This window comes from Halocatena marina (assembly GCF_023276375.1).
Taxonomy (GTDB): Archaea; Halobacteriota; Halobacteria; order Halobacteriales; family Haloarculaceae; genus Halocatena; species Halocatena marina.
In genome coordinates this window covers 2,327,619-2,354,207 of sequence record NZ_JALLPK010000001.1, presented here as the reverse complement: position 1 = coordinate 2,354,207, position 26,589 = coordinate 2,327,619, and the positions used below count along the sequence as shown (strand labels likewise).

At 55.8% G+C, this 26,589-nt stretch carries 26 protein-coding genes and 1 pseudogene; 11 read left to right on the top strand and 16 right to left on the bottom strand.

Annotation, left to right across the window (positions count from 1 at the left end; genetic code table 11):
• The 8 genes from MW898_RS10690 to bioB all read right to left on the bottom strand — a co-directional run bounded on the left by MW898_RS10690 (position 1) and on the right by bioB (position 8,701).
• Positions 1-2,403, bottom strand: a complete 2,403-nt coding sequence (locus MW898_RS10690) for a xanthine dehydrogenase family protein molybdopterin-binding subunit (protein WP_248907058.1) — start codon at positions 2,401-2,403, stop codon at positions 1-3.
• Positions 2,403-2,954 (bottom strand): (2Fe-2S)-binding protein, encoded by a 552-nt coding sequence (locus MW898_RS10685; protein WP_248907057.1) that lies wholly within the window; start codon positions 2,952-2,954, stop codon positions 2,403-2,405. Before MW898_RS10685 ends, MW898_RS10690 begins: the two co-directional genes overlap by 1 nt.
• Before the next feature lie 92 nt (positions 2,955-3,046).
• Positions 3,047-3,694: an SRPBCC family protein gene (locus MW898_RS10680; protein ID WP_248909754.1), complete on the bottom strand. Its 648-nt coding sequence runs from the start codon at positions 3,692-3,694 to the stop codon at positions 3,047-3,049.
• A 140-nt stretch (positions 3,695-3,834) separates the two neighbouring features.
• A complete protein-coding gene (locus MW898_RS10675) occupies positions 3,835-4,410 on the bottom strand; it encodes a hypothetical protein (protein WP_248907056.1) in 576 nt (191 codons plus the stop codon).
• A 224-nt stretch (positions 4,411-4,634) separates the two neighbouring features.
• The gene (gene bioD, locus MW898_RS10670; RefSeq protein WP_248907055.1) at positions 4,635-5,285 is read right to left on the bottom strand and encodes a dethiobiotin synthase; all 651 of its coding nucleotides are present in this window, start codon (positions 5,283-5,285) and stop codon (positions 4,635-4,637) included.
• Positions 5,282-6,472 (bottom strand): aminotransferase class I/II-fold pyridoxal phosphate-dependent enzyme, encoded by a 1,191-nt coding sequence (locus tag MW898_RS10665; RefSeq protein WP_248907054.1) that lies wholly within the window; start codon positions 6,470-6,472, stop codon positions 5,282-5,284. The genes bioD and MW898_RS10665 overlap by 4 nt, the downstream gene beginning before the upstream one ends.
• 22 nt (positions 6,473-6,494) lie before the next feature.
• Entirely contained in the window at positions 6,495-7,538 is a 1,044-nt protein-coding gene (gene bioU / locus MW898_RS10660; protein WP_248907053.1) for a (S)-8-amino-7-oxononanoate synthase BioU, read from the bottom strand.
• Positions 7,539-7,591: 53 nt separating this feature from the next.
• Positions 7,592-8,701, bottom strand: coding sequence for a biotin synthase BioB (gene bioB, locus MW898_RS10655; RefSeq protein ID WP_248907052.1), 1,110 nt, complete (start codon positions 8,699-8,701; stop codon positions 7,592-7,594).
• Between the two features lie 450 nt (positions 8,702-9,151).
• Here bioB and MW898_RS10650 point away from each other — a divergent pair, with 450 nt between their 5' ends.
• Together MW898_RS10650 and MW898_RS10645 are read left to right on the top strand one after the other, a co-directional pair.
• The gene (locus tag MW898_RS10650; protein WP_248907051.1) at positions 9,152-11,380 is read left to right on the top strand and encodes an ATP-binding cassette domain-containing protein; all 2,229 of its coding nucleotides are present in this window, start codon (positions 9,152-9,154) and stop codon (positions 11,378-11,380) included.
• 324 nt (positions 11,381-11,704) lie between these two features.
• A complete protein-coding gene (locus MW898_RS10645) occupies positions 11,705-12,136 on the top strand; it encodes an ester cyclase (RefSeq protein WP_248907050.1) in 432 nt (143 codons plus the stop codon).
• Positions 12,137-12,246: 110 nt separating this feature from the next.
• Here the strand turns inward: MW898_RS10645 and MW898_RS10640 are convergent, their stop codons facing one another.
• From MW898_RS10640 to deoC, 3 genes are all read right to left on the bottom strand, one after another.
• Positions 12,247-12,513: a hypothetical protein gene (locus MW898_RS10640; RefSeq protein ID WP_248907049.1), complete on the bottom strand. Its 267-nt coding sequence runs from the start codon at positions 12,511-12,513 to the stop codon at positions 12,247-12,249.
• Between the two features lie 3 nt (positions 12,514-12,516).
• Entirely contained in the window at positions 12,517-12,756 is a 240-nt protein-coding gene (locus MW898_RS10635) for a hypothetical protein (RefSeq protein ID WP_248907048.1), read from the bottom strand.
• 221 nt (positions 12,757-12,977) lie between these two features.
• On the bottom strand, positions 12,978-13,610 hold the full coding sequence (deoC, locus tag MW898_RS10630) for a deoxyribose-phosphate aldolase (RefSeq protein ID WP_248909753.1): 633 nt from the start codon (positions 13,608-13,610) through the stop codon (positions 12,978-12,980).
• A gap of 554 nt (positions 13,611-14,164) precedes the next feature.
• Between deoC and MW898_RS10625 the strand changes: the two genes are divergently transcribed.
• Positions 14,165-14,965 (top strand): DUF63 family protein, encoded by an 801-nt coding sequence (locus MW898_RS10625; RefSeq protein WP_248907047.1) that lies wholly within the window; start codon positions 14,165-14,167, stop codon positions 14,963-14,965.
• A gap of 46 nt (positions 14,966-15,011) precedes the next feature.
• Here MW898_RS10625 and MW898_RS10620 read toward each other — a convergent pair whose 3' ends face one another.
• Both MW898_RS10620 and MW898_RS10615 read right to left on the bottom strand, forming a co-directional pair.
• Entirely contained in the window at positions 15,012-15,434 is a 423-nt protein-coding gene (locus MW898_RS10620; RefSeq protein WP_248907046.1) for a hypothetical protein, read from the bottom strand.
• Positions 15,435-15,667: 233 nt separating this feature from the next.
• Positions 15,668-15,823 carry a hypothetical protein gene (locus MW898_RS10615; protein ID WP_248907045.1) on the bottom strand — a complete coding sequence of 52 codons (156 nt, stop codon included), beginning with the start codon at positions 15,821-15,823 and terminating at the stop codon, positions 15,668-15,670.
• A 15-nt stretch (positions 15,824-15,838) separates the two neighbouring features.
• Between MW898_RS10615 and MW898_RS10610 the strand changes: the two genes are divergently transcribed.
• The 6 genes from MW898_RS10610 (at position 15,839) to MW898_RS10585 (ending at position 22,270) form a co-directional block, all read left to right on the top strand.
• Positions 15,839-16,693 (top strand): ATP-dependent ribose-1-phosphate kinase, encoded by an 855-nt coding sequence (locus tag MW898_RS10610; RefSeq protein WP_373689885.1) that lies wholly within the window; start codon positions 15,839-15,841, stop codon positions 16,691-16,693.
• Positions 16,694-16,773: 80 nt separating this feature from the next.
• Positions 16,774-17,496 carry a nucleoside phosphorylase gene (locus MW898_RS10605; RefSeq protein WP_248907043.1) on the top strand — a complete coding sequence of 241 codons (723 nt, stop codon included), beginning with the start codon at positions 16,774-16,776 and terminating at the stop codon, positions 17,494-17,496.
• 43 nt (positions 17,497-17,539) lie between these two features.
• The gene (locus tag MW898_RS10600; RefSeq protein ID WP_248907040.1) at positions 17,540-19,021 is read left to right on the top strand and encodes an HPP family protein; all 1,482 of its coding nucleotides are present in this window, start codon (positions 17,540-17,542) and stop codon (positions 19,019-19,021) included.
• Between the two features lie 108 nt (positions 19,022-19,129).
• Positions 19,130-19,408: a ubiquitin-like small modifier protein 1 gene (locus MW898_RS10595; RefSeq protein ID WP_248907038.1), complete on the top strand. Its 279-nt coding sequence runs from the start codon at positions 19,130-19,132 to the stop codon at positions 19,406-19,408.
• Positions 19,409-19,564: 156 nt separating this feature from the next.
• A complete protein-coding gene (locus tag MW898_RS10590) occupies positions 19,565-21,250 on the top strand; it encodes a thiamine pyrophosphate-binding protein (RefSeq protein WP_248907036.1) in 1,686 nt (561 codons plus the stop codon).
• Between the two features lie 66 nt (positions 21,251-21,316).
• Positions 21,317-22,270: an NAD-dependent epimerase/dehydratase family protein gene (locus tag MW898_RS10585; RefSeq protein ID WP_248907034.1), complete on the top strand. Its 954-nt coding sequence runs from the start codon at positions 21,317-21,319 to the stop codon at positions 22,268-22,270.
• A gap of 17 nt (positions 22,271-22,287) precedes the next feature.
• Here MW898_RS10585 and MW898_RS10580 read toward each other — a convergent pair whose 3' ends face one another.
• The 3 genes and pseudogenes from MW898_RS10580 to MW898_RS10570 form a co-directional block, all read right to left on the bottom strand.
• Positions 22,288-23,433 carry a pyridoxal-phosphate-dependent aminotransferase family protein gene (locus MW898_RS10580; RefSeq protein WP_248907032.1) on the bottom strand — a complete coding sequence of 382 codons (1,146 nt, stop codon included), beginning with the start codon at positions 23,431-23,433 and terminating at the stop codon, positions 22,288-22,290.
• Between the two features lie 706 nt (positions 23,434-24,139).
• Positions 24,140-24,340, bottom strand: a pseudogene (locus MW898_RS10575) (ornithine carbamoyltransferase); the annotation flags it as partial.
• Between the two features lie 12 nt (positions 24,341-24,352).
• Positions 24,353-24,607: a hypothetical protein gene (locus MW898_RS10570; RefSeq protein ID WP_248907028.1), complete on the bottom strand. Its 255-nt coding sequence runs from the start codon at positions 24,605-24,607 to the stop codon at positions 24,353-24,355.
• Between the two features lie 135 nt (positions 24,608-24,742).
• Between MW898_RS10570 and paaK the strand changes: the two genes are divergently transcribed.
• Positions 24,743-26,032, top strand: a complete 1,290-nt coding sequence (gene paaK / locus MW898_RS10565; protein ID WP_248907026.1) for a phenylacetate--CoA ligase PaaK — start codon at positions 24,743-24,745, stop codon at positions 26,030-26,032.
• Between the two features lie 68 nt (positions 26,033-26,100).
• Entirely contained in the window at positions 26,101-26,514 is a 414-nt protein-coding gene (locus tag MW898_RS10560) for a hypothetical protein (RefSeq protein ID WP_248907024.1), read from the top strand.
• Positions 26,515-26,589 lie beyond the last annotated feature (75 nt).

Genomic DNA, 26,589 nt, shown 5'->3' with positions numbered 1-26,589 from the left:
TTATGATCCCTCCTCGGATTCGTTCACCGCACGCCACACTTTCTCCTCTGTGATTGGCATATCGATGTGATCGACGCCAAACGGTGACAACGCGTCTGTCACAGCGTTCACGACGGCCTGTGGCGCTGCAATCGTGCCCGCTTCACCGACACCTTTCACGCCAAGTGGATTATGTGGCGAGGGCGTCACGGTGTCGTCGGTATCCATGTGTGGGATATGCTCGGCTTTCGGCACAGCGTAATCCTGCATCGACCCCGAGACCAACGTGCCGTTGTCGTCGTATACCGCTTGCTCGTAGAGCGCTTGTCCGATCCCTTGTGCAATACCACCGTGGACCTGCCCTTCAACGATTTTCGGGTTGATCTGGTTGCCCACATCGTCGACCGCGGCGTACTGTTCGAACTCGATCTCACCGCTCTCTGGATCGACTTCAACGACCGCGACGTGCGTCCCGAATGGGAACGTAAAGTTGTCCGGGTCATAGAAGGAGGTTTCCTCAAGTCCCGGCTCGACTCCCTCTGGCATGTTGTGTGCGAGGTAGGCTTGCTGGGCGACCTCCTGAATGGTCATCGAACGCTCGGGCGCACCTGTCACGGAAAACTCTCCGTTCTCGAACTCGATATCCTCTTCACCGGTTTCGAGCAGGTGTGCAGCGATTTTCCGGGCTTTTTCAACCACTTTCTGTGAACTCGTCACCAGCGCGCTGCCACCGACTGCCGCGCTTCTGCTGCCGTACGTTCCCATTCCTTGGGGAATCTCGTCGGTGTCTCCCTCGACGATCTCGATGTCGTCGTACGGAATACCGAGTTCATCGGAGACGATCTGGGCGTAGGTCGTCTCGTGGCCCTGACCGTGTCCGGAGGTACCGCTGAAAGCGGTGACTTTTCCTGTTGGATGGACGCGGACGAGTCCGCTCTCCCATAATCCTGCTTGCGCACCGAGCTGTCCTGCAAGCTCCGATGGTGCAAGCCCGCAAGCCTCGATGTAACTCGAAAAGCCGATTCCCAGATAGCGACCGTCCTCGCGGAGCTCCGCTTGGCGCTCTCTGAGTGCCTCGTAATCGACCATCTCCAGCGCTTTATCGAGCGCCGGTTCGTAGTCGCCGCTGTCGTAAACGACTGCGACGGGCGTTTCGTGGGGGAAGCCATCAGATGGGACAAAGTTCTGCCGTCTGAACTCTGCAGGATCCATCCCCATCTCGCGTGCGCCGAGTGTCACGAGGCGCTCGACCACGTAGATCGCTTCAGGTCGGCCCGCGCCACGATAAGCATCGACCGGTGCACCGTTCGTGAAGGCCCCGATTACGTTGCAGTGAATCGCCGGGATGTCATACTGACCAGACAGCAGCGTTCCGTACAGATACGTCGGAACCGCTGGCGCAAACGTCGAGAGATACGCGCCCATCCCCGCGTACGTTTTGACGCGCATTCCGGTGATCGTCCCGTCTTCGTCCATCGCGAGTTCGCCGTGTGTGATGTGATCGCGCCCGTGAGCGTCCGTCAGGTACGTTTCGGAACGGGTCGCTTGCCACTTCACCGGGCGTTTGAGCTGCATCGAACACCAGCTCGTGAGCGCCTCGTCTGGGTAGTGGTGGATCTTGCTACCGAACCCACCGCCGACCTCGGGAGCAACGACGCGGATTTTGTGCTCTGGCACGCCGAGTACCGCCGACATGAGTTGGCGGTGAAGATGGGGGTTCTGGGACGTCATGAAAACCTCCAGCTCCTCAGTCCCCGGCTTGTACTCTGCTACCGTCGCGCGTGGCTCCATCGCGTTCGGGATCAACCGCTGGTTTTCAAGATCGACCGAAACAGTGTGTGCCGCGTTCTCGAACGCCTCATCGGTCGCGTCGCCGTCACCGATCTCCCAGTCGAACGCTTGGTTCGATTGGACGTCGCTATCCTCCCATTCGTGAACCTGTGGTGCACTTTCATCGACCGCAGCTTTGGGGTCGACAACCGCGTCGAGACGGTCGTATTCGACGTCGATCCGATCGAGCGCGTCCTGTGCAACATAGCGCTCCTCGGCAACGACGACAGCAACGCCATCTCCCTGGTAGCGCACTCGATCTTTCGCGAGAATCGGATGCGATGGCGTTTTCAAATTCGGAAGCAGCCACCCGACCGGAAGATCTCCCGGTGTGCCTGTCTCCTCGATGTCTTCGGCCGTGTAGACGGCAATCACACCGTCCATTGCCTCGGCTTCGCTCGTATCGATGCTCTCGATTTCAGCGTGGCCGTACTGACTCCGGAGAACGGCCATGTGGGCCATCTCCGGATCTTGAATATCGTCCGTGTAGGTTCCCTCGCCGGTGATGAGTGCGGGGTCCTCGCGCCGTTCGATGGCCGATCCGAGCACATCACTCACATCGACCTCGTCGGCTTCTATTGTGTCCATTGACATTATTGGCCCTCCGTTCGACCGACGTCGCTGTCGTCGATTGTCGCTGTTCCGCCGTCGGCTGCGACGTCTTCTGCTGTGTCAGCGTCCATTCGGTCGGCGGCGAATTCGACCGCATTGACAATGTTCTGATATCCAGTACATCGACAGAGGTTACCCTCTAAGGCTTCTCTGATCTCCCCTTCGTCCGGAGATGAATTCCGTTCGAGCAGATCCTTCGCGGTCATCATCATTCCGGGCGTACAGTAACCACACTGCAATCCGTGTTCTTTCTGGAAGCCCTCTTGAATTGGATGGAACTCGTCGTCTTCTGCTAGCCCCTCAACCGTTTCGATCTCTGTTCCGTCGGCTTGAACGGCAAGTACCGTACAGGATTTTACCGCGTCACCGTCCATGTCAACCGTGCATGCGCCACAAAGGCTGCTCTCACAGCCAACGTTTGCACCCGTATAACCGAGTTCGTCTCGTAGTGCGTGCACCAACAGCGTCCGCGGCTCGACGGTGAGATCGTGTTCTGTGCCGTTAACCGTCAGTGTAATGTCGTTTTCCGTCATTGGTCGTGATAAATGGTGGCAATGATATCGGCAGCTATCGAGTCCGGCGATTGTCTCGATTCAGAGTCACCGGTTGCGCTCGTCATCTCTATTCATAACCCGATTCTGTCTCTAATGCGCTGTGAGAGGCCTGACGTGTCGTCTGCTTCATCAGCACCCGCTCTCTCTGTTCCTTGTTCTCCGTCTCCGCCTTGATCGTCGAGCGTGAGCTCGCTGAGCCGTTCTTGAATCCGTTCGAAGAATTTCTTGACAACTCTATTCGCCACCGGATTCATCACTCGCTGGCCCATCTGGGCAACCCGTCCGAACACCTCTGCGTTGGCCCACCACTCGACTGAGACACCGTCATCGGTCTCGTTCAAGTGCATCCCCGACTCCATCTCGAAGGAACTACCATTTGCACTTCCCTCGCCTGACGCCGTCATGTCGGGGAATTCACGCTCGTCGATCGTTACTGTCGTCTCAAAGCTCGGATTGACGCTTCCGACTCCGATTTCGACGAGTGCCGCATATCGCTTACCCTCCTGAAATGCACGCTCTGCGATTACCTCGGGGTCACCAGTTGGTTCTGCCTCGGTTGACTCTTCTCTCAGTTCATCGAACGCTACGTCCTCATCATCAACCTCTATGAGGAACTCACAGCCGGGAAGCGAGTCCCTGATCAACACTGGGTCAGAGAGCGCGAGCCATACCTCCTCAGCTGACGTGTCCTCGAGTTTGAACGTGCCGTTGAATTCCATACTGTGTGTACCGGGCGTTGGTATTGCCCTCACTGAGAATAACTATCGACCGTGATATAAAGATTGGTACCACCCAGTACGTAGCGACGGCTGATTGAGCCGGTCTGATAGTACACTTTATTTCATCGCTCAACCCGACGTTATTGTTTGTCGTACGTCGAATCGAGTTGTCTTTCGAGATCTTTCTTCAGACGAGTTTCTCCCTCTTTGAGGACCGTGATAACCTTATTTCCAAGTTTGTTGGATCGAAAGAGATCGTCTTTATATCGTTCGAATGTTTCTGCTTGGCTGAAGTGTCTCTCGATAATCTCGGTTGCTTCCTCTCGAGAGTACTCTTCTGCTAGTGCTTCCCAGAAGTCATCTGTCTCAGAGGAAACAAGTGGAGCGAGATCCGCTCTGACTGTCTCGAAATGCGAGAGGAGATGTTCTTCAAGCTCTCTACGATTGTTTCCCGAATACCGCTGGTAGACTGGATTAGTCGCGAGAAATTCCCGCTGATACCGTCCTCCGTCATTCTCCTGTGCCGCGTATTCGACGACAATCCGACCCTGCTTTTCCATATCCTTCTTGATACGCTTAGTTGCCGATTTTGTGCCTTTTTTAATTGCTTTTCCGACGAGGCCGCCTCCGAATTCCTCCTCGACAACGTCGAGCATCTCGTCTGTCAATCGCTCCAAGATTTCTCGATACGTGTTCCAGACTGCGTCCTTGGTCATAGATTGGGGCGTGCTGGTGTCGGCGCTTGATGTTGATGCCTTCGCATGGTTATCGTACTGGTGCTCTCACACATTCGGAGTGATAATCGATCAATATCATACAAACAGTTACAGGCAAGGGTGTAGTTTCCGATCGGGGCAGTACTTTTTCTCGGGAGATGAGCCTGAACGAATACTGTGCACAGCTACACCCTATTACTGCCAGAACCGTGCGTCCGAGATCCTTATTCGAGTTGTTCTATGATGGGGGCCAATTGTTCGCTCGCTGTGGCGACGAGGTCGGCGCGATCGACCGTCGGCATCGTCAGTATTGGAGCGTCGGTCATCGACCGGAGTACGTCCGGGTTCGTTCGCTCTGCGGTCGTCGCACCCGCATACTCGTTCAGCACGACTGCAAGCACCGGTACACCGCGCTGAGAGAGGGCTTCGAGTGTGAGCGCTGTGTGATTGAGCGTTCCGAGCCCTGAACGGGCGACGACCACCGCGGTACACTCGAGATCGGCGACAAGATCAACAACTTCTCGGTTGTCGGCAAGCGGGACACGCAAACCGCCGATTCCTTCGACGATACTAATCGCCGTTTCGTCAAGCGCAGCAGCCGTCTCCTGACAGAGCGTTTCATACGAGAGATCGATCTCCTCGCGCTCGGCGGCGACGGCGGGCGCAAGCGGCGCTTCGAGATATCGTAAACAGATCGCGCTCTTAGCGTTACAGACGCTTGCGATGACTGCTGCGTCATCGTCCGGTGGAAAACCCGTTTGGACTGGTTTCACCGCGCGGACATCGCAGTTTCTATTCTGAAGCGCCCCGGTCAACGCGGCAGTGATGAAGGTCTTTCCGACACCTGTATCAGTTCCGACAATAGCTACTCTCATACGATTGCACACTCTCGCCCTGCGGTTTCGAACGCCGCAATACAGTGTTCGATATCACGCGTGGTGTGGGTTGCCATCGGTGCAACACGGATACGGCTCGTTCCGTTGGGAACCGTCGGTGGACGGATTGCGGGCGCGATAATCCCCACTTCTCGGAGCTGATCGGCGAATTCCACCGCGTCCGATCGATCTCCGATCAGCACCGGAAGGATGTGTGTCTCTCCTAGTACGTCGAACCCGAGCGATTCGAGCCCAGCACGGAGTCGTTCGACGTTGTTCCATAGCTGCTCCCGTCGCGTTCCATCACGAGCGATCGAAAGGGCCTCGCGCGCTGCACCGGCGGCTGGTGGCGCAAGCCCTGTCGAAAAGACGAACGACCGCGCGGTGTTGAGGAGATACTCGATCAGTGCCTCGTGCCCGGCGACGTATCCCCCCTGTGCGGCCAACGCTTTCGAGAGCGTTCCGAGTTGGATGTGAACACGATCCGACAGTCCCTCGCGCTGTACGATGCCACCCCCTGCTTTGAAGACGCCGGTCGCATGGGCCTCATCGACCATCATCCACGCGCCGTAGCGCTCTGCTGTGTCACAAAGCGCTGTGAGTGGCGCGACATCGCCGTCCATGCTGAACACCGAGTCGGTAACGACGAGCCACGATTCGTCGATCCGATCGCGGGCACGCTCAGACATTGCTTTTTCGAGCGATGTAGCGTCACAGTGATCGTAGACGACAACCTCTGCGTCCGAGAGACGGCACCCATCGATGATGCTCGCGTGATTGAACGCATCGGAAAATACGACATCCGGTGTGAGCGCAGTGATGGTTCCCACGTTCGCAGCATACCCTGATGAGAAGACCAGCGCTCGTTCGGACTGCTTCGTGGCGGCTAAGTCTCGTTCGAGCGCGTGGTGTGCGGGTGTATCACCGGTGACAAGCCGACTTGCACCGGCACCTGTTCCGATTGCTTCGGCCGCACGAGCACCAGCGCGTCGTACCCGCTCGTCGTCCGCCAATCCAAGGTAGTTGTTCGACGCGAACACTAACTGTTCGTCGGACGATGAGCACTGTTCATAACTATCAACGACCCGGCTTCGTTCGCCCACGGTTTCGATGGGAGAGAGACCGCGTCGAAGCCCGCGCGAATCGCGGTCTGTGAGTCGTGCCCGAAGATCGAACCCACGAGTCATCTCGTTATCCCAACCATTTCGTTTAAAATCCTGGCAGTAGTTCTGCCGGACCGAATACACCGTACACCTCATTTTGATTCATCTGCACGCCTCGTTTCAGATACCCAAGTGCTGGACCGTTCACGTTTGCCGCCATACTCGTTGCGTCCCCGAGTTCGAACGTGTTGGTTGCGCGCTCACCGTCGAATGTTGTTCCAGTGACACTGACCGTCGTCGTCGTGGGTTTCTCGTCGTTGCGAACATCAAGGATCCCGCCAACCGAGACATCAGCCGCATCACAAATACCTGCGCGTTCGAGTAACACGTCGTCTGCGTGCTCCATGTCTGTGAACTCGATGACGCCGTCGTGTTCGTCAATCACTTGCTCGATCTCTTCGTCCGTCATGTTACGCGCCGTCTCGATGTCGTAGCCATCGAGGTGTGCAATGTCTTCTCTCACGGTCCCGCGATTGTCTTCGTATCCAGATTTGAGGCCGACACCCCACCATATGTCGACTGATTCAACAGTTACAAACGACTGGGCGGCGAGGGCGGCTGCACCGGTGAGAACCCCCGGCGTCGCACCCGCACCACAGATGAATGTGATTCCCGAATCGATGAGACGCTCCTCGCGCTCATCGAGCATTCCAATTACACGCGAGCGTTTCAGTACGTCAACCAGAACACCCTCGTATCCGGCATCAGCGAACCGCTCTGCGATGCGTGGGATGAAGTCGTGTTCGAGATTCGGCAGCGCGATGAGCACTGCATCGATCTCATCGCTCTCTGCAATCACGTCATCGATCGGCGTCTCAGTACTCCGTGCCTGTGTCGAAGCAGCGACACCTCGCTTTTTCCCAGTCTGTTTGATCGCACTCCCGCCGTCGGTTCTCGTCTGTGATTCGCTTGCGACGTTTCCCTCTGTTGCATCGAGGAGTTCGGCAACGTCAAGTCCAGTATGATCGAGCGCAATCCCGTGTCGATCGCACGCCGCAACCGGTCTGAACCAGTCTTTGTGCGTCGAAACATCGAGTGCCCGTCGTCCAATACCACCTGTACCCAGTACCGCTACGTTGATGTCGTCCATTGTATTGTCTGTGTTTCGTTGTTCGAAAGTGAAATCAGTCGGCCCCGATCGAATCAGTCGTCGGGTTCTGCGGTGCTTGTCGCTGTTCCCGCGGCGGTCTCGACGGCAGGAGACGCCTCTTGGCGTGCTTTCACCGCATCTGGTTCGAAGTCGTTGACAGTGCGGTTGGGTTCGAGCCCTGCCCGCTCTATAATCTGGATATCTTCACCCGGGGACTGTCCCTCGGTGGTGAGATAATCACCAGTGAGAATTCCGTCGGCTCCCGCCTCGAACGGGAGGTGCTGTTCGTTCGGTGCAAGGTTCACTTCACGCCCGCCCGTGAGCCGGACACGCGCGTGCGGGTGAAGAAATCTGTACACAGCGATCGTCTTGATGAGATCCTGTGTTGAGATGAGTGCAGTCTCGTGCTCGCCGAGTGGTGTTCCAGCAACGGGATTGAGAATGTTCACTGGGAGCGAGGAGACGCCGATCTCTTGCAGCGCACAGGCAGCCTCGACCCGATCGGCTGGCGTTTCACCCATCCCGAGGATAACACCCGCACAGAGATCCATCCCAGCTTCTTTCGCAACACGGAGGGTCTGAACTCGGTCCTCGAACGAGTGCGTGTCGACGATTTCGGGGAAATACCGCGGAGAAGTCTCGATGTTATGATTGTAATGATTGATTCCTTCGGCCGCGAGGATCGCCGCTTCCTCTCGTGTGAGAATACCGAGACTTGCATCAACTTCCACGCTCGTTTCGTCCCGCACCAACCGAATCGCTCGGATGACACGGTCCCACTCGTCGGGCCGTCGGTCCTTACTAACTCCTTTTTCCGCAACGACGATTCCAAATCGCTGTGCGCCGTCGCGTTCGGCGCGCTGTGCTGCCGCGAGGATTTCCTCGGGATCGAGAAAGCCGTACGTGTCGATGCCGGTGTCGAAATGAACCGACTGCGCGCAGAAACCACAGTCCTCAGCGCAGTCACCAGCCTTGGCGTTCACAATGCTACAGGCGTCGACCGTCCCGTCACTGAAACGAGAACGGACGAGGTCGGCCCCTGCTGCGATCGCTTCGACCGGCTGAGCGAGCAACGCGAGACCGTCTGTCCGATCGAGCGACTCACCATCGAGGACGCGGGTTACAGCGTCGTCTACCGTCCGGTTGCCAGTCTCGTAAACCACACCCAAAGGACCGGTTGACGGTGCATAAATGTTCACCTCCTCCGGTTTGGTTGCCGGAGTCGGCGCGGACGATGATCCCCGTATACCAAATCCAAGTGGGCCTAATCCCGATGGTAGTCAAGTCGCTACTGTAACACAATACGAAATGTGGTTCGACGAATACCGGATACTGTCTCAGAACTGATTTGGGTGGGTATGTGATCGATAGCGTATTTTATCTGAATAATTACCTATTTATTAGCAATCAGAGAATACACAGTACAACTGCTCTAAAAGCTATAATCATGTGTTTGTGCTACCATGGTATAACCCTAACATACCCAATCGTAAACATTATTTGGATTGTCGTTCACAGTCATAAGTACGGATCGGCGAACGATGTTGGTGTTACTCAATTAAAAACCACCAATGAAACCTATGGAAAATAACTCTCAAAACGATTGTATAGCGTTGACACGGGTCAGAGAGAACAATCTTCGAAATGTTTCACTCGAAATTCCGAAACAACAAATCACCGTCTTCACTGGCGTTTCGGGAGCGGGCAAGTCGTCGCTCGTCTTTGATACGATTGCTGCGGAGTCACAACGGCAGCTGAACGAGGTGTTTTCGACGTTTGTCCAGAATTTTCTTCCGAGCTACGGTCAACCGGACGCGGACGCCATTGAGAATCTCTCAGCCGCGGTCGTCATCGATCAGAAACCAATTCAGGGCAATTCACGCTCGACAGTCGGCACCATCACTGATATTTATTCTCTGCTCAGACTTCTGTACTCACGGGTTGGTACACCGCACATTGGCTACTCCAAAGCCTTCTCGTTCAACCTACCCGAAGGCATGTGTCCTGAATGCGATGGTCTCGGCGAAACGATGACCCTCGATTTGGAGAAGCTCCTGAACACATCGAAGTCACTCAATGAGGGCGCAATTCAATTCTCCACGTTACACCAACAGTGGCAGAGGTACGCAGCATCGGGCCTCTTTGACGGCGACGAGAAATTGGCCAATTACACTGACGCCGAATATGAGATGCTTATTCACGGTGATACCGTGGTCGAGTCCTCTGTAAATGACGAGACTGTCGAGCTGAATTACGAAGGACTCGTTGACACGTTCACACGGCGGTACATCGAGAGAGACATCAGCTCTTTGAGCGACCGAACCCACGAGGCCATCGATCGGGTCACATCCCGTGGGGTCTGCCCGCTGTGCGACGGAGCCCGACTCAACCAAGATGCACTGAGCAGCGAGATCAATGATCACAACATCGCTCAACTCGCCGCGATGAACGTGAACGAACTCATGGGGGTCGTAGTCGATATTGAAGATCCCGTTGCCACTCCGATCGTGTCAGAAATAACTGACCGCTTACGGCATCTCAGCACTGTTGGACTCGAGTATCTCACCCTCAATCGAGAAACGTCGACGCTCTCGGGGGGTGAATCTCAACGGATCAAGATGGTGAAACATCTTACGAGCAGTCTCACCGACATGACCTACATTTTCGACGAGCCAACGATCGGCTTGCACCCCCGTGATGTTCGTGGAGTAAACGAATTACTACGAGAGTTACGGGACGACGGAAACACTGTGCTGGTCGTCGAACACGATCCTGACGTGATCGAGATAGCAGACCACGTCGTAGATATCGGTCCGGATGCCGGCAAGAGCGGTGGAGAAATCGTCTACCAAGGGACTGTCGAAGGGTTGTACGATGCCGATACGAACACAGGTCGGCACATGAACCATAGAATGCCGATCAAGTCGACGTTCCGCCAGCCAACTGGCCAGATGACGGTTGCCAATGCGTCACGATACAATTTGCAAGACGTTACTGTGGACATTCCGGCGGGTGTCCTTACAGTCATCACAGGAGTAGCGGGGGCCGGAAAGAGCACGCTTCTCGACGTTTTTTTGGAGGATCATCCCGAAGCGATCAGCATCGATCAATCGGCAGTCAGTACATCGATTCGATCGGTTCTTGCTACGTATACCGGATTGATGGATGACATACGCAAACGGTTCGCCCGAGCAAACGATGTCAGTAAATCCCTCTTCAGTTTCAATTCGGATGGCGGATGTTCGGAATGCGATGGTCATGGTGTCATCTATACGGATCTAGCGTTCATGGATTCGATACAGTCGACGTGTGAGGTATGTCGAGGAAAGCGGTACAAAGACGGAGTACTTCGGTACACCGTGCGCGGAGAAACTATCAGCGACGTTCTAGAAATGACGGTGAGCGAAGCAGTAGCGTTCTTCGAGAAACCGACGCTGCAACGAACGCTCGAAGCACTCGACGACGTGGGCTTGGGCTATCTCACGTTGGGCCAGTCGCTACCGACGCTTTCGGGGGGCGAATGCCAACGCATCAAACTCTCGAACGAGCTACACAAGACGGGGAGCGTCTACGTGCTCGATGAGCCGACCACTGGTCTTCACATGGCCGACTTAGAGCAACTGCTCTCGATCCTGAATCGACTGGTAAATGAAGGGAATTCGGTGATCGTGATCGAACACAATGTGGATATCGTGAAAAACGCCGATTGGGTCGTCGATATCGGGCCGGAAGGTGGCACGCGTGGGGGAAGCGTCATCTTTGAAGGCACACCACGACAGCTACTCGACGCAGAGGACTCACTCACTGGTGCGTACTTGCGTCAAACGATTCGAACGACGTAGCTTCGTCTATCTCACAGTGAGAATACCAGCACGTCTCAGCATTCACCATCACGGCCACGAGTGAGCGACGCAGTCAACTCGCCTATCTGCCAAGTGAATCGTAATGGAAGTTATCGTCTCACTGGGAGACACGATCTTTCGGACACCGAGCTTATCGCCGATCAATTCGGTGTCGGACCAAGAGAACTCGGTCAGAAAGGAGCGGACGGATCAGCGACACCGACCGGAAATTCATCAAAGGGTAGTATCGGGTTCGATACTCAAATCGACCACTCAATTCGTTTATTGTTTCGCCCAACCAATGATTCAGTGGAGGCATCATGCATGAGTTCTCACGTTGCGGACAACGAGGCCATCGTTCGTCGAGATGTTCGAGAGGTATGGCACAGTAGTGGGGATCTCGATCTGATTCCTGACATCGTTACAGACGATTTCGTCTATCGAAACCCGCTGGTTGATGAGCCGGTTCACGGACCAGACGATTATCGGAAATTAGCTGCGACGTTCAGAGATGCCTTCTCAGATATTGATATGGAGATATCTGAGATGGTTGCTGTGAACGACAAAGTGGTCACCCGGTATACGACACGCGCAGTCCATGATGGTGAATTCATGGATATTGAACCAACTCATAACTCTATTGAAATAACAGGTATCATCATCGATCACTTGGAAGATGGAAAACTCACAGAACGATATATCAACGACGACGCGTTGGGACTATTCGAGCAAATCGGTGCCATCGAACTCCCCTGAGTGGAGTCGTGCTAGTCCTCTCGCGTCCCTGTCGTGATATCTGTGTGCTCTGCCCTGAAGAGAAGAGCATCGCCATCGCTCTCGTCTCCGTGGTCAGTGATGGTAGTTTCTCATTCGAAATGTCCGAGCGAGTTGAGGACCAACGCGAAGCCGATGCTGAGGGCGGTAACGAAAAGCACCCCTGCGCTGAGTAGGTATGCAATCGGGATTGGAAGTGTGAGCTGGAAGACTGCGACGAACACGCAGGTGACCATCCCGACAACAAGGAGAAACGGCCCGAGGGCAGGGTCCTCACCGGTGAGAAGTGCAATTCCATCAGTGATCTTTGAGTCGGTGACCGTGTCGGCACTATCGCTGGAGGATTCTGGCGGACTCATTGTTCAATCTGTCGCGGAGGTGTTGCTCTTGTCATCGTTGGCTTCAGCGACGCTCTGAAGCACTTGGATGAGGTGTGAAACCCAGAGTCCGGCAGTGAACCCAAACAGGGTGCCGACAGTCGTGATGCGAATTGACTCTTGAAGAGGTGCGAACGCGGCGACGATGCACAACGTACCGAAGACGAGCATGAGCGCATACTGGACACGTGTGTCCCGGTTCGCACGTTGTATCTCGTCAATCATGCATGAACAAATATGAGGTATAGGGGATTAAACCTTCCGTGCGGATGCTGGTGTATGGTGTGGTTCAGCAGGTAGACGACCTTACGAAGCAATCAATGCCCAATCTGTGCACGCATGGCATCAAAACGATCGCTGGACAGCCAGTGGAATGGAACAGTGCGTGTTCGCAACAGGTACTGAGTCGAAAACAGGGAGATTCTCTGTCTCCTCGCAGCGACGGGCTACTCCGAATCAGGATATCCTTCGACGATCTGGACGCCGCTCGATGCGCCGATGCGCTCTGCACCGGCATCGAACATCGCCATCGCTTCTTTGTAGGTACCAACGCCACCGCTCGCTTTGACCGGCAGGTAGTCGCTCATGAGCTCGACGTCCGCAACGGTCGCGCCACCGTCTGCAAACCCGGTTGAAGTCTTCACAAAATCGGCCCCCGCCGCTCGTGCGAGTTCGCAGGCCCGGTGTTTTTCCTCGGTGTTGAGCAGTGCGGTTTCGATGATGACTTTCACTGGGATGGTAACCGTTTCAGTAACGGTTTCGATGTCGGCCTGTACAGCCTCGTCATCTCCTGCACGCAGGCGACCAATGTTGAGAACCATGTCGAGTTCGTCGCTTCCGTCGTGCCACGCTTGCTCGGCTTCGGCCCGTTTTGCCGCTAGCGCGTGCTGTCCGTGGGGAAAGCCGATGACCGTGGCGAGCGTGATGTCGGCGTCGATCTCTTCGACGTAACACGGTGGAATGCAGGCGTTCATCCCGTAGCGCTCTGCTTGCTGAACGATCCGCTCGACGTCAGCGAGCGTCGTTTCTGGCCCGAGAACGGTGTGATCGATGCGTCCAGCGAAATCAGCGCGATTCATGTTCGTGCTCATCTTCGTGTAACCAACTGATACTCGTGGACCTATCTGTCTCACGGAGAGCAGCCACTGCTTGGCGTTGCTGAGACAAGAAACTCCTTGACAGGCGCTCATGAACATCCGTTACAACGCTTCTCAAAAATTGAGATTCGGTTGTACTACGTCTACTACGACTGAATACACGATGAGCAGTAGACAGAGAGCTGCAATCCCCAACAGAAACCGTCGCAAGCGGGGGGGAACGGTTCCTCTTCTCCATTTGTACTCGTATTCGATTGCGCCAGTGAGAAAGATGATTGACAAGGCAACTTGGCCATAGACTGTGCTAAGCGGAACATTGTCTCCCCAGTGAACGTGCGCGCGTAGCAGGAAACCAACCGCTCCAAGACTGAATATAATAGCGTGATATCGATACATTCGATCCATATTTGTTATCCAAAATCATACCAGAAATAAAAATTTGTTTGTTATTTACTCGTATTGACACAGTTTGCCTCCTCTTGGTTTCTCATTCAATGTCGGTAGGGCTTTGTCGTGTGCGTGATACTGTTTGTTCGATGCAAGTTCTCCCCGAGGGGTTCGTGCTCCCGCCGCTTCCATATCTTATCGGCGTTCTCGCGGCAAGCGTACTGGTCGCTGCGGCTCTCTACCGACGTCGTCCACCGGTCACCGAGCAGGTTGTCATCGCGCTTGCCCCGTGGATGATCGTCGGTGCCGGACTGTACGCCCTCGAACAGGCGGCCGTCATTCCGTCACTGTTCGTGCCGTTGGCCAGTGCGCCCACTGTGTATCTGACGATGTTCGTTATCGCGGGGACGATCATCACAGTGGTCGGTCATCGCCGTCCGGAGCAGTTCTCGTTCGATAGCTGTCCCGGTATTCTCGCTCTGACGGGTGTGCTCGCTTTGACCGGCGTGCTCGCAATCGCGCTGCTTACGGCGTTCCGGAACGCTCCTGTTCACGCGTTCTGGCCGAGCGTGGCCGTCGCGGGAGCGCTCGTGATCGCTGGTGTTGTTCGGCTTGTCGGTCACCGATATCGATCGTTGCAGATCGATTTGACGGGATGGGCGGGCGTGCTCGTTGTCTTCGGACACGCTCTCGACGGTCTCTCGACGGCTGTTGGACTGGAATTTCTCGGCTTCGGCGAACAGACGCCCGTCTCGCGACTCGTCATTGAATTCGGCGGTGTGTGGCTATTCGTTCTCGTCAAAATCCTCATCGCCCTCGTTGTCGTCTATCTCATGGCTGATTACGTCCGCGAAGAACCGTCTGAAGGCTATCTGCTCCTCGCTATTGTCACAGCTGTCGGTCTCGGCCCCGGCGCACACAACGTCATCTTGTTCACCGTCGTCGGCTGAACGTCCGGTGGTCGGAAAACGATGGCGTATGATCTGTGTCTGTGCGTCAACACGGGGATGATGGAGACGTAGCACAATCACGGTTTACGAAATAGATGTCGCCGCCATCTTGTGGATGCAGTATTTCGATTTGGAGAACGGTACACTCTCCACTGCCTCTGCCGGGGGATCTCTGCTCCCACGAATCACGGTCAGCAAGACGGACAGCCACGCTGAGATCAGCAGGCGACGTTTCCCATGTTGGCTCGACCACCGCGCTCGTGCAAATGCCACCTGCCAGTTCGTGCTCTGCCCAATAGACGATCTCACTGTCGTTCCGGACAAGCACTGAGATGTTCTTCGCACTATCGAGCGTATTCACGAGAATGATCTTCTCTAGCTGTACTTTCCTCTCACTGAGTGTGCTGATACACCCAGCAAGACTGATCATCCCAGTGCTCACAGCCGACAGGAACAGGCGGCGGTTCATTGTGCTGTATTCAAATCAGAATAGAAAGAATATAATTGGACACTATTCCACAACACCCAGCTGCTTCACCGCTCCGTCTGATTACCTCGCACAACAGTGATTTATTATAACATAACACGGATATCGACAGACGGACTCCCTCGCCAACAGACGGGTCTCCGTTTTCGAATCACACCTGTCGGTGAATTACGTCATGCATTCGTGAAACCCGTTCAACGGTCACAGCGCTGTCGTCACTCGAACGCTCCTGTCGTTCGGGATCGTCCGTTCAGCATCAGGGCAAGCTTACGATCGTATCCGGTCTCACAGTAGATGAAAATGAAACGCTTGAAGGGGGAGAGGGAGAGGAAGGGGAAGGGGAAGAAGAAGACGAGATACTTTTGCCTCACTCGCGCAACCGTGTGATAATGCGCGTTATCTGCGCCGGTCACGTCAACTGGGATGTCACGCTTCAGGTGGATCATCTCCCGACGGCCGACAGCGAAGCTGATATCAGCGACCGACACAGCGGCGGTGGCGGGAGCGCAGCCAACACCGCCGTTGCTCTCTCGCAGCTCGGCGTCGATGCTGGAATCATCGCCAGCGTTGGGGATGATCGGGACGGTCGGGCGGCTCAAGCGGAACTTCGTGAGAACGGCGTGGACACAACGGGATTACAGGTCGTTACTGGACAGACAGCAGTGAAGTATCTCGTTGTTGCTCCCGATGGCGAGGCGTTCGTCCTCGGTACCGACGGTGCAAACGAAGCCGTCGATCCGAACGACGTTCCCGCATCGTTCATCGAAACTGCGGATCATCTCCATTTGACCGGACAGAATCCAGAGACTGCGGCCATATTGGCTGAGCGAGCGCGTGGGGCTGGTCTCGGTGTGAGCTTCGATCCCGGGCGTCGCTCCACAAATCGAACGTACGAACAAGCGCTCGCACTCGCTGATATCGTCTTCGTCAACCGCCGAGAGACCGATCTGATCGAAGTTCCTGACGGCTGCATCGCCGTCCGAAAACACGGAGTCGGCGGCGCGAGTGTCGAGACCCCCGACGAGACCCATCACCACTCCGGATTCTCGATCGATGCAGTCGACACGACCGGTGCAGGGGATGCGTTCGCTGCGGGATTTATCACAACACTCTACGATTCACCATCGGACTATCACGCTGCACTCACGATTGGAAACGCATGTGGTGCGCTTACCGCGAGAGAAAAAGGAACCCGCCCCGGCTTGTCGTGGGAAGCGATCGAAGCAATACAGGAACCATAGATCATCGACCCAGACTCCAGACTCCAGACCCAGACCACAGAATTCGGCAAACGTTTGACTGTGCCACCGGAGACTGATATATGGCTGAACAAAAGCAGCCCCACTTACTTGTTGCGCCGGGAGACGTAGCCGATATCGCGCTCGTTCCGGGTGATCCCGACCGGGTCGATCGTATTGCCGGGCACTGTGAAAACGTGGAAACTGTCGCACAGAACCGGGAGTATGCAGTCGTCAACGCCGAATACGAAGGACGCGAACTGACTATCTGCTCGACGGGAATTGGCGGCCCCTCGACCGCAATTGCGGTAGAGGAACTCGCCGCTGTGGGGGTCGAAACGTTCATTCGCGTCGGAACGACAGGAGCGCTCCAGCCCGATATCGAAATTGGAGACATGATCGTTGCAACGGGTGCAGCGAAAGACGAGGGGACAACAAAACGCTATGAATCCGAGACAATCCCCGCGGTGGCCGATTTCGACGTTCTCTCATCGCTGGTTGAGGCAGCGGAGACCGCTCCCCACGTCGGACCAATTGCCACGGATGATGCGTTCTACGCCGAGACTGATGAGTACATCAACTCGTGGGAAGACGCCGGACTTCTCTCCGTCGAGATGGAGGCGGCGGTGCTCTTTTCGCTTACTCGGCGGAAGGGACTGCGTGCTGGTGCAATCTGTACCGTCGATGGCAATCTCGTTCTGGGTACCCAGAAGGGTGAGACGGACGCCGACGAACTCCCCGAGAAGGCGAAAAACAACGTCGACCGCGCGATCGAAATCGCGCTTTCTGCGACGACAGCATTGTAACAACTAACGAAACGGATTTTCCGCTGCACTCGAAATCACGAGTATGCCCAAGAGAAATCGTTTGTGGGCATACCTTCGCCGACTCCGGCGAATCGAGCGTCGGGAGCTTCGAGAATTCCGTGTGTGGATCGAGACGACTCGGAATTTGGTCCATCTCACCAGTCTGCTGGTCATCCCTGTGCTCATTGCAATCGTTACTGCCGCCTCGCAGGCGGATTATGGACTTTCGTTTCTGCTGTTTCCACCGCTTGCATCGGGCACGTACACGCTCTTTGCTAACCCAGAGGGGAAATATTCGAGACCGTGGAAGTTTGTGGGAGGACTCACCATTGGTGCAGTCTGTGGGTGGGTGACGCTCATCCTCCCTGCTGACGTCCTGTTCGGTGCTGGATCTCTTGCAGGCGTTTCTCCGGGTGGAGCGGCACTGAGTATTTTTCTCACAGGGGCTTTCACGTGGGGACTCAACGTCGAGATTCCGTCTGCGTTCTCGACGGCACTACTCGTGCTCCTCACTGGAACACCGAACCAAGCAGGGATCTACGTCTTGAGCATCATGATATCGAGTTCACTGGTTGCAACTGTGTTCATTTTCTGGCGGCGCGAAGTTTATTCGGAGCGCGCCCAGTATCTCTACCAATCGACGAACGGAGACGATCACGTCCTCGTTCCGATGCGTGGTGAACAACCCGCGGTGACTGCAATGCTGGGCGCTCGCATTGCGTCCGCACACGACGCCGGAAAGGTCGTCTTGCTCCACATGGTCAAGGAAGATGAGATTGAAGTTGCCGGTCGGACTGTTGATGGGAACACGGTGCCTGTCGGGCATAATCCAACAGACAGCAACGACACGGATACGGATGACACGGACGAACAGATGACCGAACAGCGCGCCGCATCCGCGTTTGCGTCCGCACTCGAACTGCGAGCGAACGTTATCCGGACGAAAGTCGGCGTTCCCTGTGAGGTGGTCGTCGCAAGCGAAGGGACGAATCCTGCCCGAACAGTCATGCGGACTGCCCACGAGACGAACTGTGACCTGATTACCACTCCCTACGAGACACACCACGGTTCGCTTTCACCGTTTCTCCGCGAACTGTTTACCGGCGACACCGACGTGCTCGTCCACCGGTCTGCCGATGATAGAACCAACTGGAAGCACGTCCTCGTGTCCGTCAGACAGGCCAGTGATGTCGCACACAGTATGCTCGATTTCGCCACTCGTCTCGTCGGACAAACAGGACACGTCTCTGTTGCTCACTGTATTACGAACGAACGGCAACGTCGTACTGCTGAGGGCATGCTCGCAAATCTCGCCGAGACGACAGCAACGGCCTGCGAAACCCGCGTTTCACACTCGTCCATCGAGTCATTCCTCGAAACGCGCGCGTCGGAGTACGATCTCATCATCATCGGTGCGAGTCAAGACCGTAGTGCTGCATCGCGGTTTGTCTCACCACCGACCTTTGAACGAATCCAATCTCTCGACTGCGACGTGGCGATTCTTGATCGAAACTATCGAACGTAAGACCGATTGCGCGGTCGAGAAGTGTGGTGTGCACTAATATTTCAGTCGTGGTTCGATCCACTGAAGAACAACGGCTACGCTCTTGTGTCTCCCACCAATACTGATCGTATGCACTGGAAACTCTTCGCCAACCTCGGCGAAACCGCAGGCGAGCGAGAGGTTACGGTTAACGTTGAATCAGGGGACACTGTCGGCGATGCGCTTTCGGTGCTTCTCGAAACGCATCCTGAGCTCCGAGAGGAGGTGCTCAATGAGGACGGTGAGCTTCTCGACCACATCCGCGTTCTCCGGAACTCACACGATCCATTCGTAACTGACGACGGGCTCGATACGGTGCTCGAAACAGATGATGAACTGGCTCTGTTTCCGCCCGTGAGCGGCGGATAACCGTGCCTGTGGTAGGATCCGTCGATCAATAGAACGAAGTCAGCCGCGAACGGCTAGTAACGGGATGATCAGGAGTGTCGAAGACTTTGGCCTCACGAACCGAAACGGATCGATTTCCGTCGCGTGTGACCGCCGTTACAGCGGTGGTGACTGTTCATGAGGACAGCTGAGCGATTGGTCGAAACGCTCGAAGCCGTCGATGTCGAGTTCGTATTCGGCTATCCGGGTGGGCGTATCATCGAACTGTTCGAGGAGCTTTCGGATTCGCACATTGATGTTATTCGACCACGCGATGAGCGCGAAGCGAGTGTGATGGCCGAAATGTACGGCCGGCTCACTGGTCGGCCGGGTGTTCTCGCTGGGCAGGGTCCATGGATTGGTAGCATTGGTGCGATCGGACAGATGGAAGCCCGCCTCGGGTCCTCACCGATGGTCGTGCTCACCGAATCATCAGAACGAGGCGAGTACTCTACGCTTGCACCCTACCAGCAGGCCCGTGGTGACTACGGTGGATTGGATCTTTCGTCTATTCTCGACGGGATCACGAAAGAGCACTGGTCCCCGCGAACGCCCGTCGAGACGCTCCGGAGCGTTCAGCTAGCGTTCAAGCACGCTGTTGCTGGTCGTCCCGGTCCGACGGCGGTCGTCCTCGACGGTGATGCGGTCACTGACGAGGTGCCTGACGATCCACTGCCGTCGCTCTGGGACGAATCAGCGCAAACACGGACGTGGACGACCCAGCCGACAGATCGGGATATCACAGCAGCAGTCGAGGCGCTGGAATCGGCGTCCAAACCTGTTGCTATCGCTGGAAACGGTGTTCATGCGTCCGGTGCGTACGAGGAGCTCGAAGCGGTCGCAAACGCGTACGACGCCGTTGTAACGACATCGTATCTGGGTAAGTCGACCATCGCCGAGACGAACGACTATGCGGCGGGCGTCATCGGCTCGTTCGGTCACGAAGGGGCAAACAGAATCGTTAGTGAAGCGGACGTTCTCCTCGTCGTCGGCTGTCGGCTCAACCCGATGGACACCAACTGGCAGTCCTCTTCGTTCATCCGGCCCGACGAGCAGACGATCATTCACGCAGATATCGACGCGCGCAACACTGGCTGGGTGTATCCAGCAGATGTCGGTCTCGTCGGCGATGCGCGCGAAACGCTGTCACGGCTCGCTGTTTCCGGCACTCGATCATCGGGGTGGGCGACCGAGCGAGCGAGCGAAGCACGCGCGGATTTCGACGCTCCGGAATGCAGTTCGGATGCCATTCCGATCACACCCCAGCGGGCAGTAACAGCAATCGAATCGGTCGTCGACAGCGGTACGATCGTCACCGCCGATTCGGGGAACAACCGATTTTGGCTGCTGAACTACCTACAGACCCCTTCGAAACGAACGTACTTCGGAAGTGGTGGCGTCGGGGGGATGGGATGGGCCGCACCGGCAGCGGTGAGCGCTGCTCTCATCACCGGCGCAAACACAGTTGCTGTGGCTGGTGATGGCGGCTTTGCGATGACGATGACGGCCGTCGAAACAGCGGTCGAATACGGGGCCGCAACGACGTTCGTCGTACTCAACGACACGGGTCTCGGAATGGTCCGTCAGATGGACGAATCGATTCCTGGTGTGACGTTCCACGATACGGACTTTGTTCGCGTGGCCGAAGGCTTCGGCGCGCGAGGAACGCGAATCGAGGAGCCTGCTGCTCTCGAACCTGCACTCCGCGAGGCAAAACAATCCGATCAGCCGACGGTGCTTGACGTGCGAATCGATCCTGATATCGACATGAGCGAGACGCTCCAGTCGTCGTTCTACGCGGAAGTCGGTGGGCTCCACGAGTGACGCGTATCGTGTGACTACTAGTTGTCTTCCCGGCAACTTTTTCCACCCCCTCAGAGAAAGGCGCGTATGGCGACCGTACTCATCACAGGTGGTACAGGATTCATTGGCTCGTACGTCGCACAGGAGTTCATCGAAGAAGGACACGACGTGTACGCCTACGACCTCTCGACAGACACGCATATTCTCGAACGACTCGGCGTCGCAGATGAGGTTACTATCCGTCGCGGCGATGTCACAGATCCGACGGATTTCGTTCGTGCGATTCGTGAGACGGGGACGACCCACATCGTTCATCTCGCCGCGCTGCTCACGACGAGTGCACGCGAGAATCCACGACTCGCACACGAAGTCAACATCGGTGGGACGAACACCGTGTTCGAGACTGCCCGCATCCTCAATGATCAGATCGAGCGCATCGCGTGGGCGTCGAGCGCAGCGGTGTTCGCTCCGCCCGCAAACTACGATCACGGATGGGTCACCGAGAGCGACCTCGTCTACCCCGATACGCTCTACGGAGCAACCAAGGAGTACAACGAACATCAAGCACGGGTGTACGAGGAGTTTGGTGTCTCACACGTCGGGCTTCGCCCAACTGTCGCATACGGCCCGTATCGAGAGACAGGCGGATCGGCGTTTCTCGCCAACATCGTCGAAAAACCCGCGCTCGACGAACCGTTCAGTGTACAGTACGGCGATCAGGTTATCGACTGGCAGCACGTCAAAGATATCGCTCAGGCCTTCCGCCGTGCGACACTCACGCCAGATTCGCAGCTCTCGCAACGAATCTATAACGTTCGTGGGGTGTGTGCGACGATCCGCGAAGCCGCCGAAACGGTTCAGTCGATTCTCCCTGACGCCGACCTCACCGTCTCAGACGAGGGAACGCTCCCATGGACACAGCAACTCGATATGAGTGCGATCGAAGACGACATGGGATATGAGGTGGTCTACGACCTCGAACACGGATTCCGCGAGTATATCAACGTCCTTCGGGAAGAACACGGTCTGGGTCCGGTGTAAGAACTGATTGAGCGCTTTTATTGCGTCTTGGGCGTTTCAATTTCGAGCGTGTCATCAAGCGCTGCGAGGAGATACTGCACGTTCGCTGGTCGCGCAGAGTGTCCCATGCAACCGATGCGGAAGACATCTCCCGCGAGATCGCCGAGTCCGCCAGCGATTTCGAGATCATACTCGTTCAAGAGACGATCGATGATTTGGCCGTCGTCAACGTGGTCGGGAACACTGACCGTGTTGAGGCTCGGCAGCCAGTACTCCTCGTCTGCGTAGCGTTCCAGACCGATATCGGCCAGCCCGTCGACGAGTGATTGTGCGACCCGGCGATGACGCTCCCAACGCGCTTCGATTCCTTCCTCGGCAACGAGTCTGAGTGCCTCCCGGAGCGCGTACACGTTCGTGATCGGCGCGGTGTGGTGATACGATCGATCGTCGCCCCAATAGCCCTCCAACTGCGAGAGATCGAGATACCACGACCGAACGGGGTTCTCACGGCTGAGCACGCGATCCATCGCGCGGTCGGAGAGCGTCAGCGGACTCGCGCCGGGCGGACACGAGAGGCACTTTTGCCCACCAGAGTAGGCAACATCGATATCCCACGCATCGACGCGCAGTTCGACACCACCGAGCGACGTGACGGTGTCTGCGATCACGAACGCGTCGTGAGCGTGTGCGATGGCAGTCAGATCGCTGACGTTCGGCTGTCGAACGCCGGTGCTCGTTTCGGCGTGGACGAAACCGAACACATCCGGTTGGTGCGTATCGAATGCATCCTGAACATCTGCCGGGTCGAGTGGTTTGCCCCACGGCGCATCCACCGTGACGACCGACCCGCCTGCGCGCTCTGCCATGCTTGCCATTCGATACCCGAAATAGCCGTTCGTCGGCACGAGCACCGTGTCACCGGGCTCAACGAGGTTGGCAAACGCTGCCTCCATCGCTGCCGAACCCGTTCCGCTGATCGGAATCGTCCATTGGTTCTCTGTCTGGAATGCATACCGGAGCAGTTCCTGCACCTCGTCCATTAGATCGATGAACGTCGGATCGAGGTGGCCGACCAACGGTGTCCCCATTGCACGCAATACGCGAGGGTGAACGTCGCTCGGGCCGGGGCCCATGAGCGTGCGTACCGGTGGCGTTAACTCTTCGACTTCAGGCGCATCGAGCATGGGTGTAGATACTGCTAACCCCAAGAAAAATACACCGGTACGAACACTCGTCTGATAGATACAAATCATCTCATTCCCAGATGCTACGAATGTGCCGTATGAGCGATTACGCGCCACTGAATAACATCATTATTCGTTGAAGATGATGCTTTTCGATTTTGATACATGAATGATATCTGTCTCTATTAGTGGCAGAACATAGATAATATCTCAAATACCAAAACGGAGGCCGCTATCGTATGCTTTTCTGAGAAGTCATGTTACGACAACCCGTCCCGGCAGCGTCTCCAGAGAAAGGGGTTGCCAGACTTGGAGTGCCAGTGGGCACCATTTGTCAGGGAACTGACCAAGTTATCTTCGCTATCCATGATGATCAACTCGTCACTATCGTGGGTTTTCTCTCCCAACGATGATCGCGCTACTCACCGATTCGACCCGGAGCGTGCATCGTTCCGGTTATCGCTGAGCGTCAGTGAGACAATCCACTGACACATTCGGCGCCATCGAGTAAATTCGACAGCTCAGTCGACCCCGGCTGATAAATGTCAAATCGGCTGGTTGCGTCGGCATGTCTTTCACTTTTCTTCGGGGTATCTCACCCACTTTCTTCGAGATGCGCACGTCATAAAGAAGCCACCCAAGCGTAGTGAAAGTGGATCTAGTCGGCGAAGGTCTGACGTTCTCATTCTGTTGGTTATTCATAGTGTCAATTAGATACGGTGTGATGTTGTATCGGCAGTCGGCTTTGTGCCTGTTGCCACACGACCGAGCGCTTCCCATCGAGTACGGTTGCAGTGACTTCCTCGCCACGATTTGCTGGGAGACAGTGAAGCACGACTGCGCTGGGTGCGTGTTCGAGTAGCTGAGTGTTCACTTGATAGTCTTCGAAGACTTCGCGTCGCTTCTCACGTTCGGCCTCTTATCCCATGCTCGTCCATGCATCCGTATAGATGACTGCCGCGTCTTCGACCGCCGCTCTTGGATCTGTATTGAAAACCAGTGATCCAGGCCCGAGTGACTGGAGCTGCGCGACTGTGCTGTCATCGAATAACGCAGTGACCACGGGGACAGCGGCACCTTCTGCGAGGCGTTCGAGCGCTGTCGCGTTCGCACACACTGTTGCGACAGCATCCGTATCGAGGTCAGCAACGGTGAGGAGTGAGCTGGAGGTCATTATACGTCTGCTTTCATGATGCGTGCGAACAACTTCTGTGTTCATTCTTAGTATACTGAATAGAACTGGATTCGTCTCGAAATTCACGTGAGGACGACCCCAAAGAATTTGACAACAGGTGTTATATCACGGTTCATGATTTATGATGCGGTAGAAACAGCGAATCGTGAGGAGCTTCGGGCACTCCAAGCCGAGCGATTACGCGAAACCGTGCGGCACGCCTACGAGAACGTTCCATTTTATCGAGGCGTATTGGACGAGATGGGAGTTTCACCGGGCGATATTAAGGAGATCGAGGACTGCGGTCGGTTACCGTTCACGACGAAAGAAGACTTTCGAGCGGAGTATCCCGACGGGCTATTTGCCGTCGAGTGGGATGCGGTGCGGCGTATTCATGCCTCGTCTGGGACCACTGGTAAATCGAAGATCGTCTCGTATACGGAGGGCGATCTCGACGTATGGCGGTCGGTGATGGCCCGTTCGTTGGCTGCCGCAGGGGTTACCGCCGATCAGGTCGTCCAGAACGCCTACGGCTACGGGCTGTTCACTGGGGGATTGGGATTTCACGACGGCAGCGAAGCGCTCGGCGCAAGCGTGATCCCCGTCGGTGGTGGGAACACCGCTCGACAGATCGATCTACTGCAGGATCTCGAAAGTGATGTGCTCGCCTGCACACCATCGTACTGCCTGTATCTCGCCGAAAAATTGGATGAGCAGAGGATTGACGCGGAGGATCTCTCGCTTTCGACCGTAGTGATTGGAGCTGAACCGTTCACTGATCCGATGCGCGAAGAGATCGAAGACGCTCTCGATGTTACTGCAGTCGACGTGTACGGGCTCTCGGAGATCATCGGCCCGGGTGTCTCGATCGAGTGCGCGGAAGTGCAAAACGGGCTGCACATCTGGGAGGATCACTTCTATCCTGAGATCATCGATCCCGAAACAGGCGAAGTGCTCCCCGACGGTGAGGCAGGCGAACTCGTTCTCACGACGCTCACCAAAGAGGCGCTCCCTGTCTTGCGGTATCGAACTGGTGATATCACGTCGCTCACGCGCGAACCGTGCGAGTGCGGGCGAACCCACGCCCGGATGGATAACATCACCGGACGGACGGACGATCTGCTCATCGTTCGTGGTGTGAACGTTTATGCGAGCCAGATTGAAGAGACGATGCTCGCGCTCGCGGATGTCGCACCGCAGTATCGCATCGATCTCACACGCGAGGACTCGCTCGACAGAATGGAAGTAACGGTTGAACACCACGAAGGGTATGGGGACACACCCACTGCCCTCGAAACACGAATCCGGGAGCGATTAGAAGAGGTTCTTTCTGTGAAACCCGACAATATCACTGTCGTTGATCCTGGCTCCATTGAACGTACCGAAGTCGGGAAAGTACAACGAGTGTTCGATCACCGGGAGTAGCAGTTCGATGTGAGTATTTTCGAACATGAAGCAGAAGATATTTATGTATTATAGAGATGCTGATATATATGAATCTCCCCGATGTGCGCTGGTTACACTCAGTTTATCAGGGACGAGACGTTATCGCTCTGCAATCTAGTATTGGCCTCCAAGACGAGATAGCAGAATTCCTCGTGAGTATCTGTGTGTTAGCGTTTGCCCTCATATTGTTGGGTGCAATCTCTCGGTTCGTCGTTTATCCGGGGACAGATCACCTGCTGAGTTCCCTTGGCGTCGATGGGCGTCAGCGACGGGCCGTACTCCGACTCACTAAGAGTGTACTCACGATTCTCGTTGTGAGCATTGCATTCACCCTTGTTGGAATGGAGGCACTTATCGTCCCAATCCTCTTTCTCCTCGCGGTATTCACAATTGGATACTTGTTCCGAGAACCGCTCACTGACCTCATTTTGCTCGACGAACGATATCGTGATGACAGATGAGCGTACCGACGCTGACGAGAGTGATCCTGCAACCGGGAATAGACTAACGATCGGCAAAGTGACGATGTCCCTATC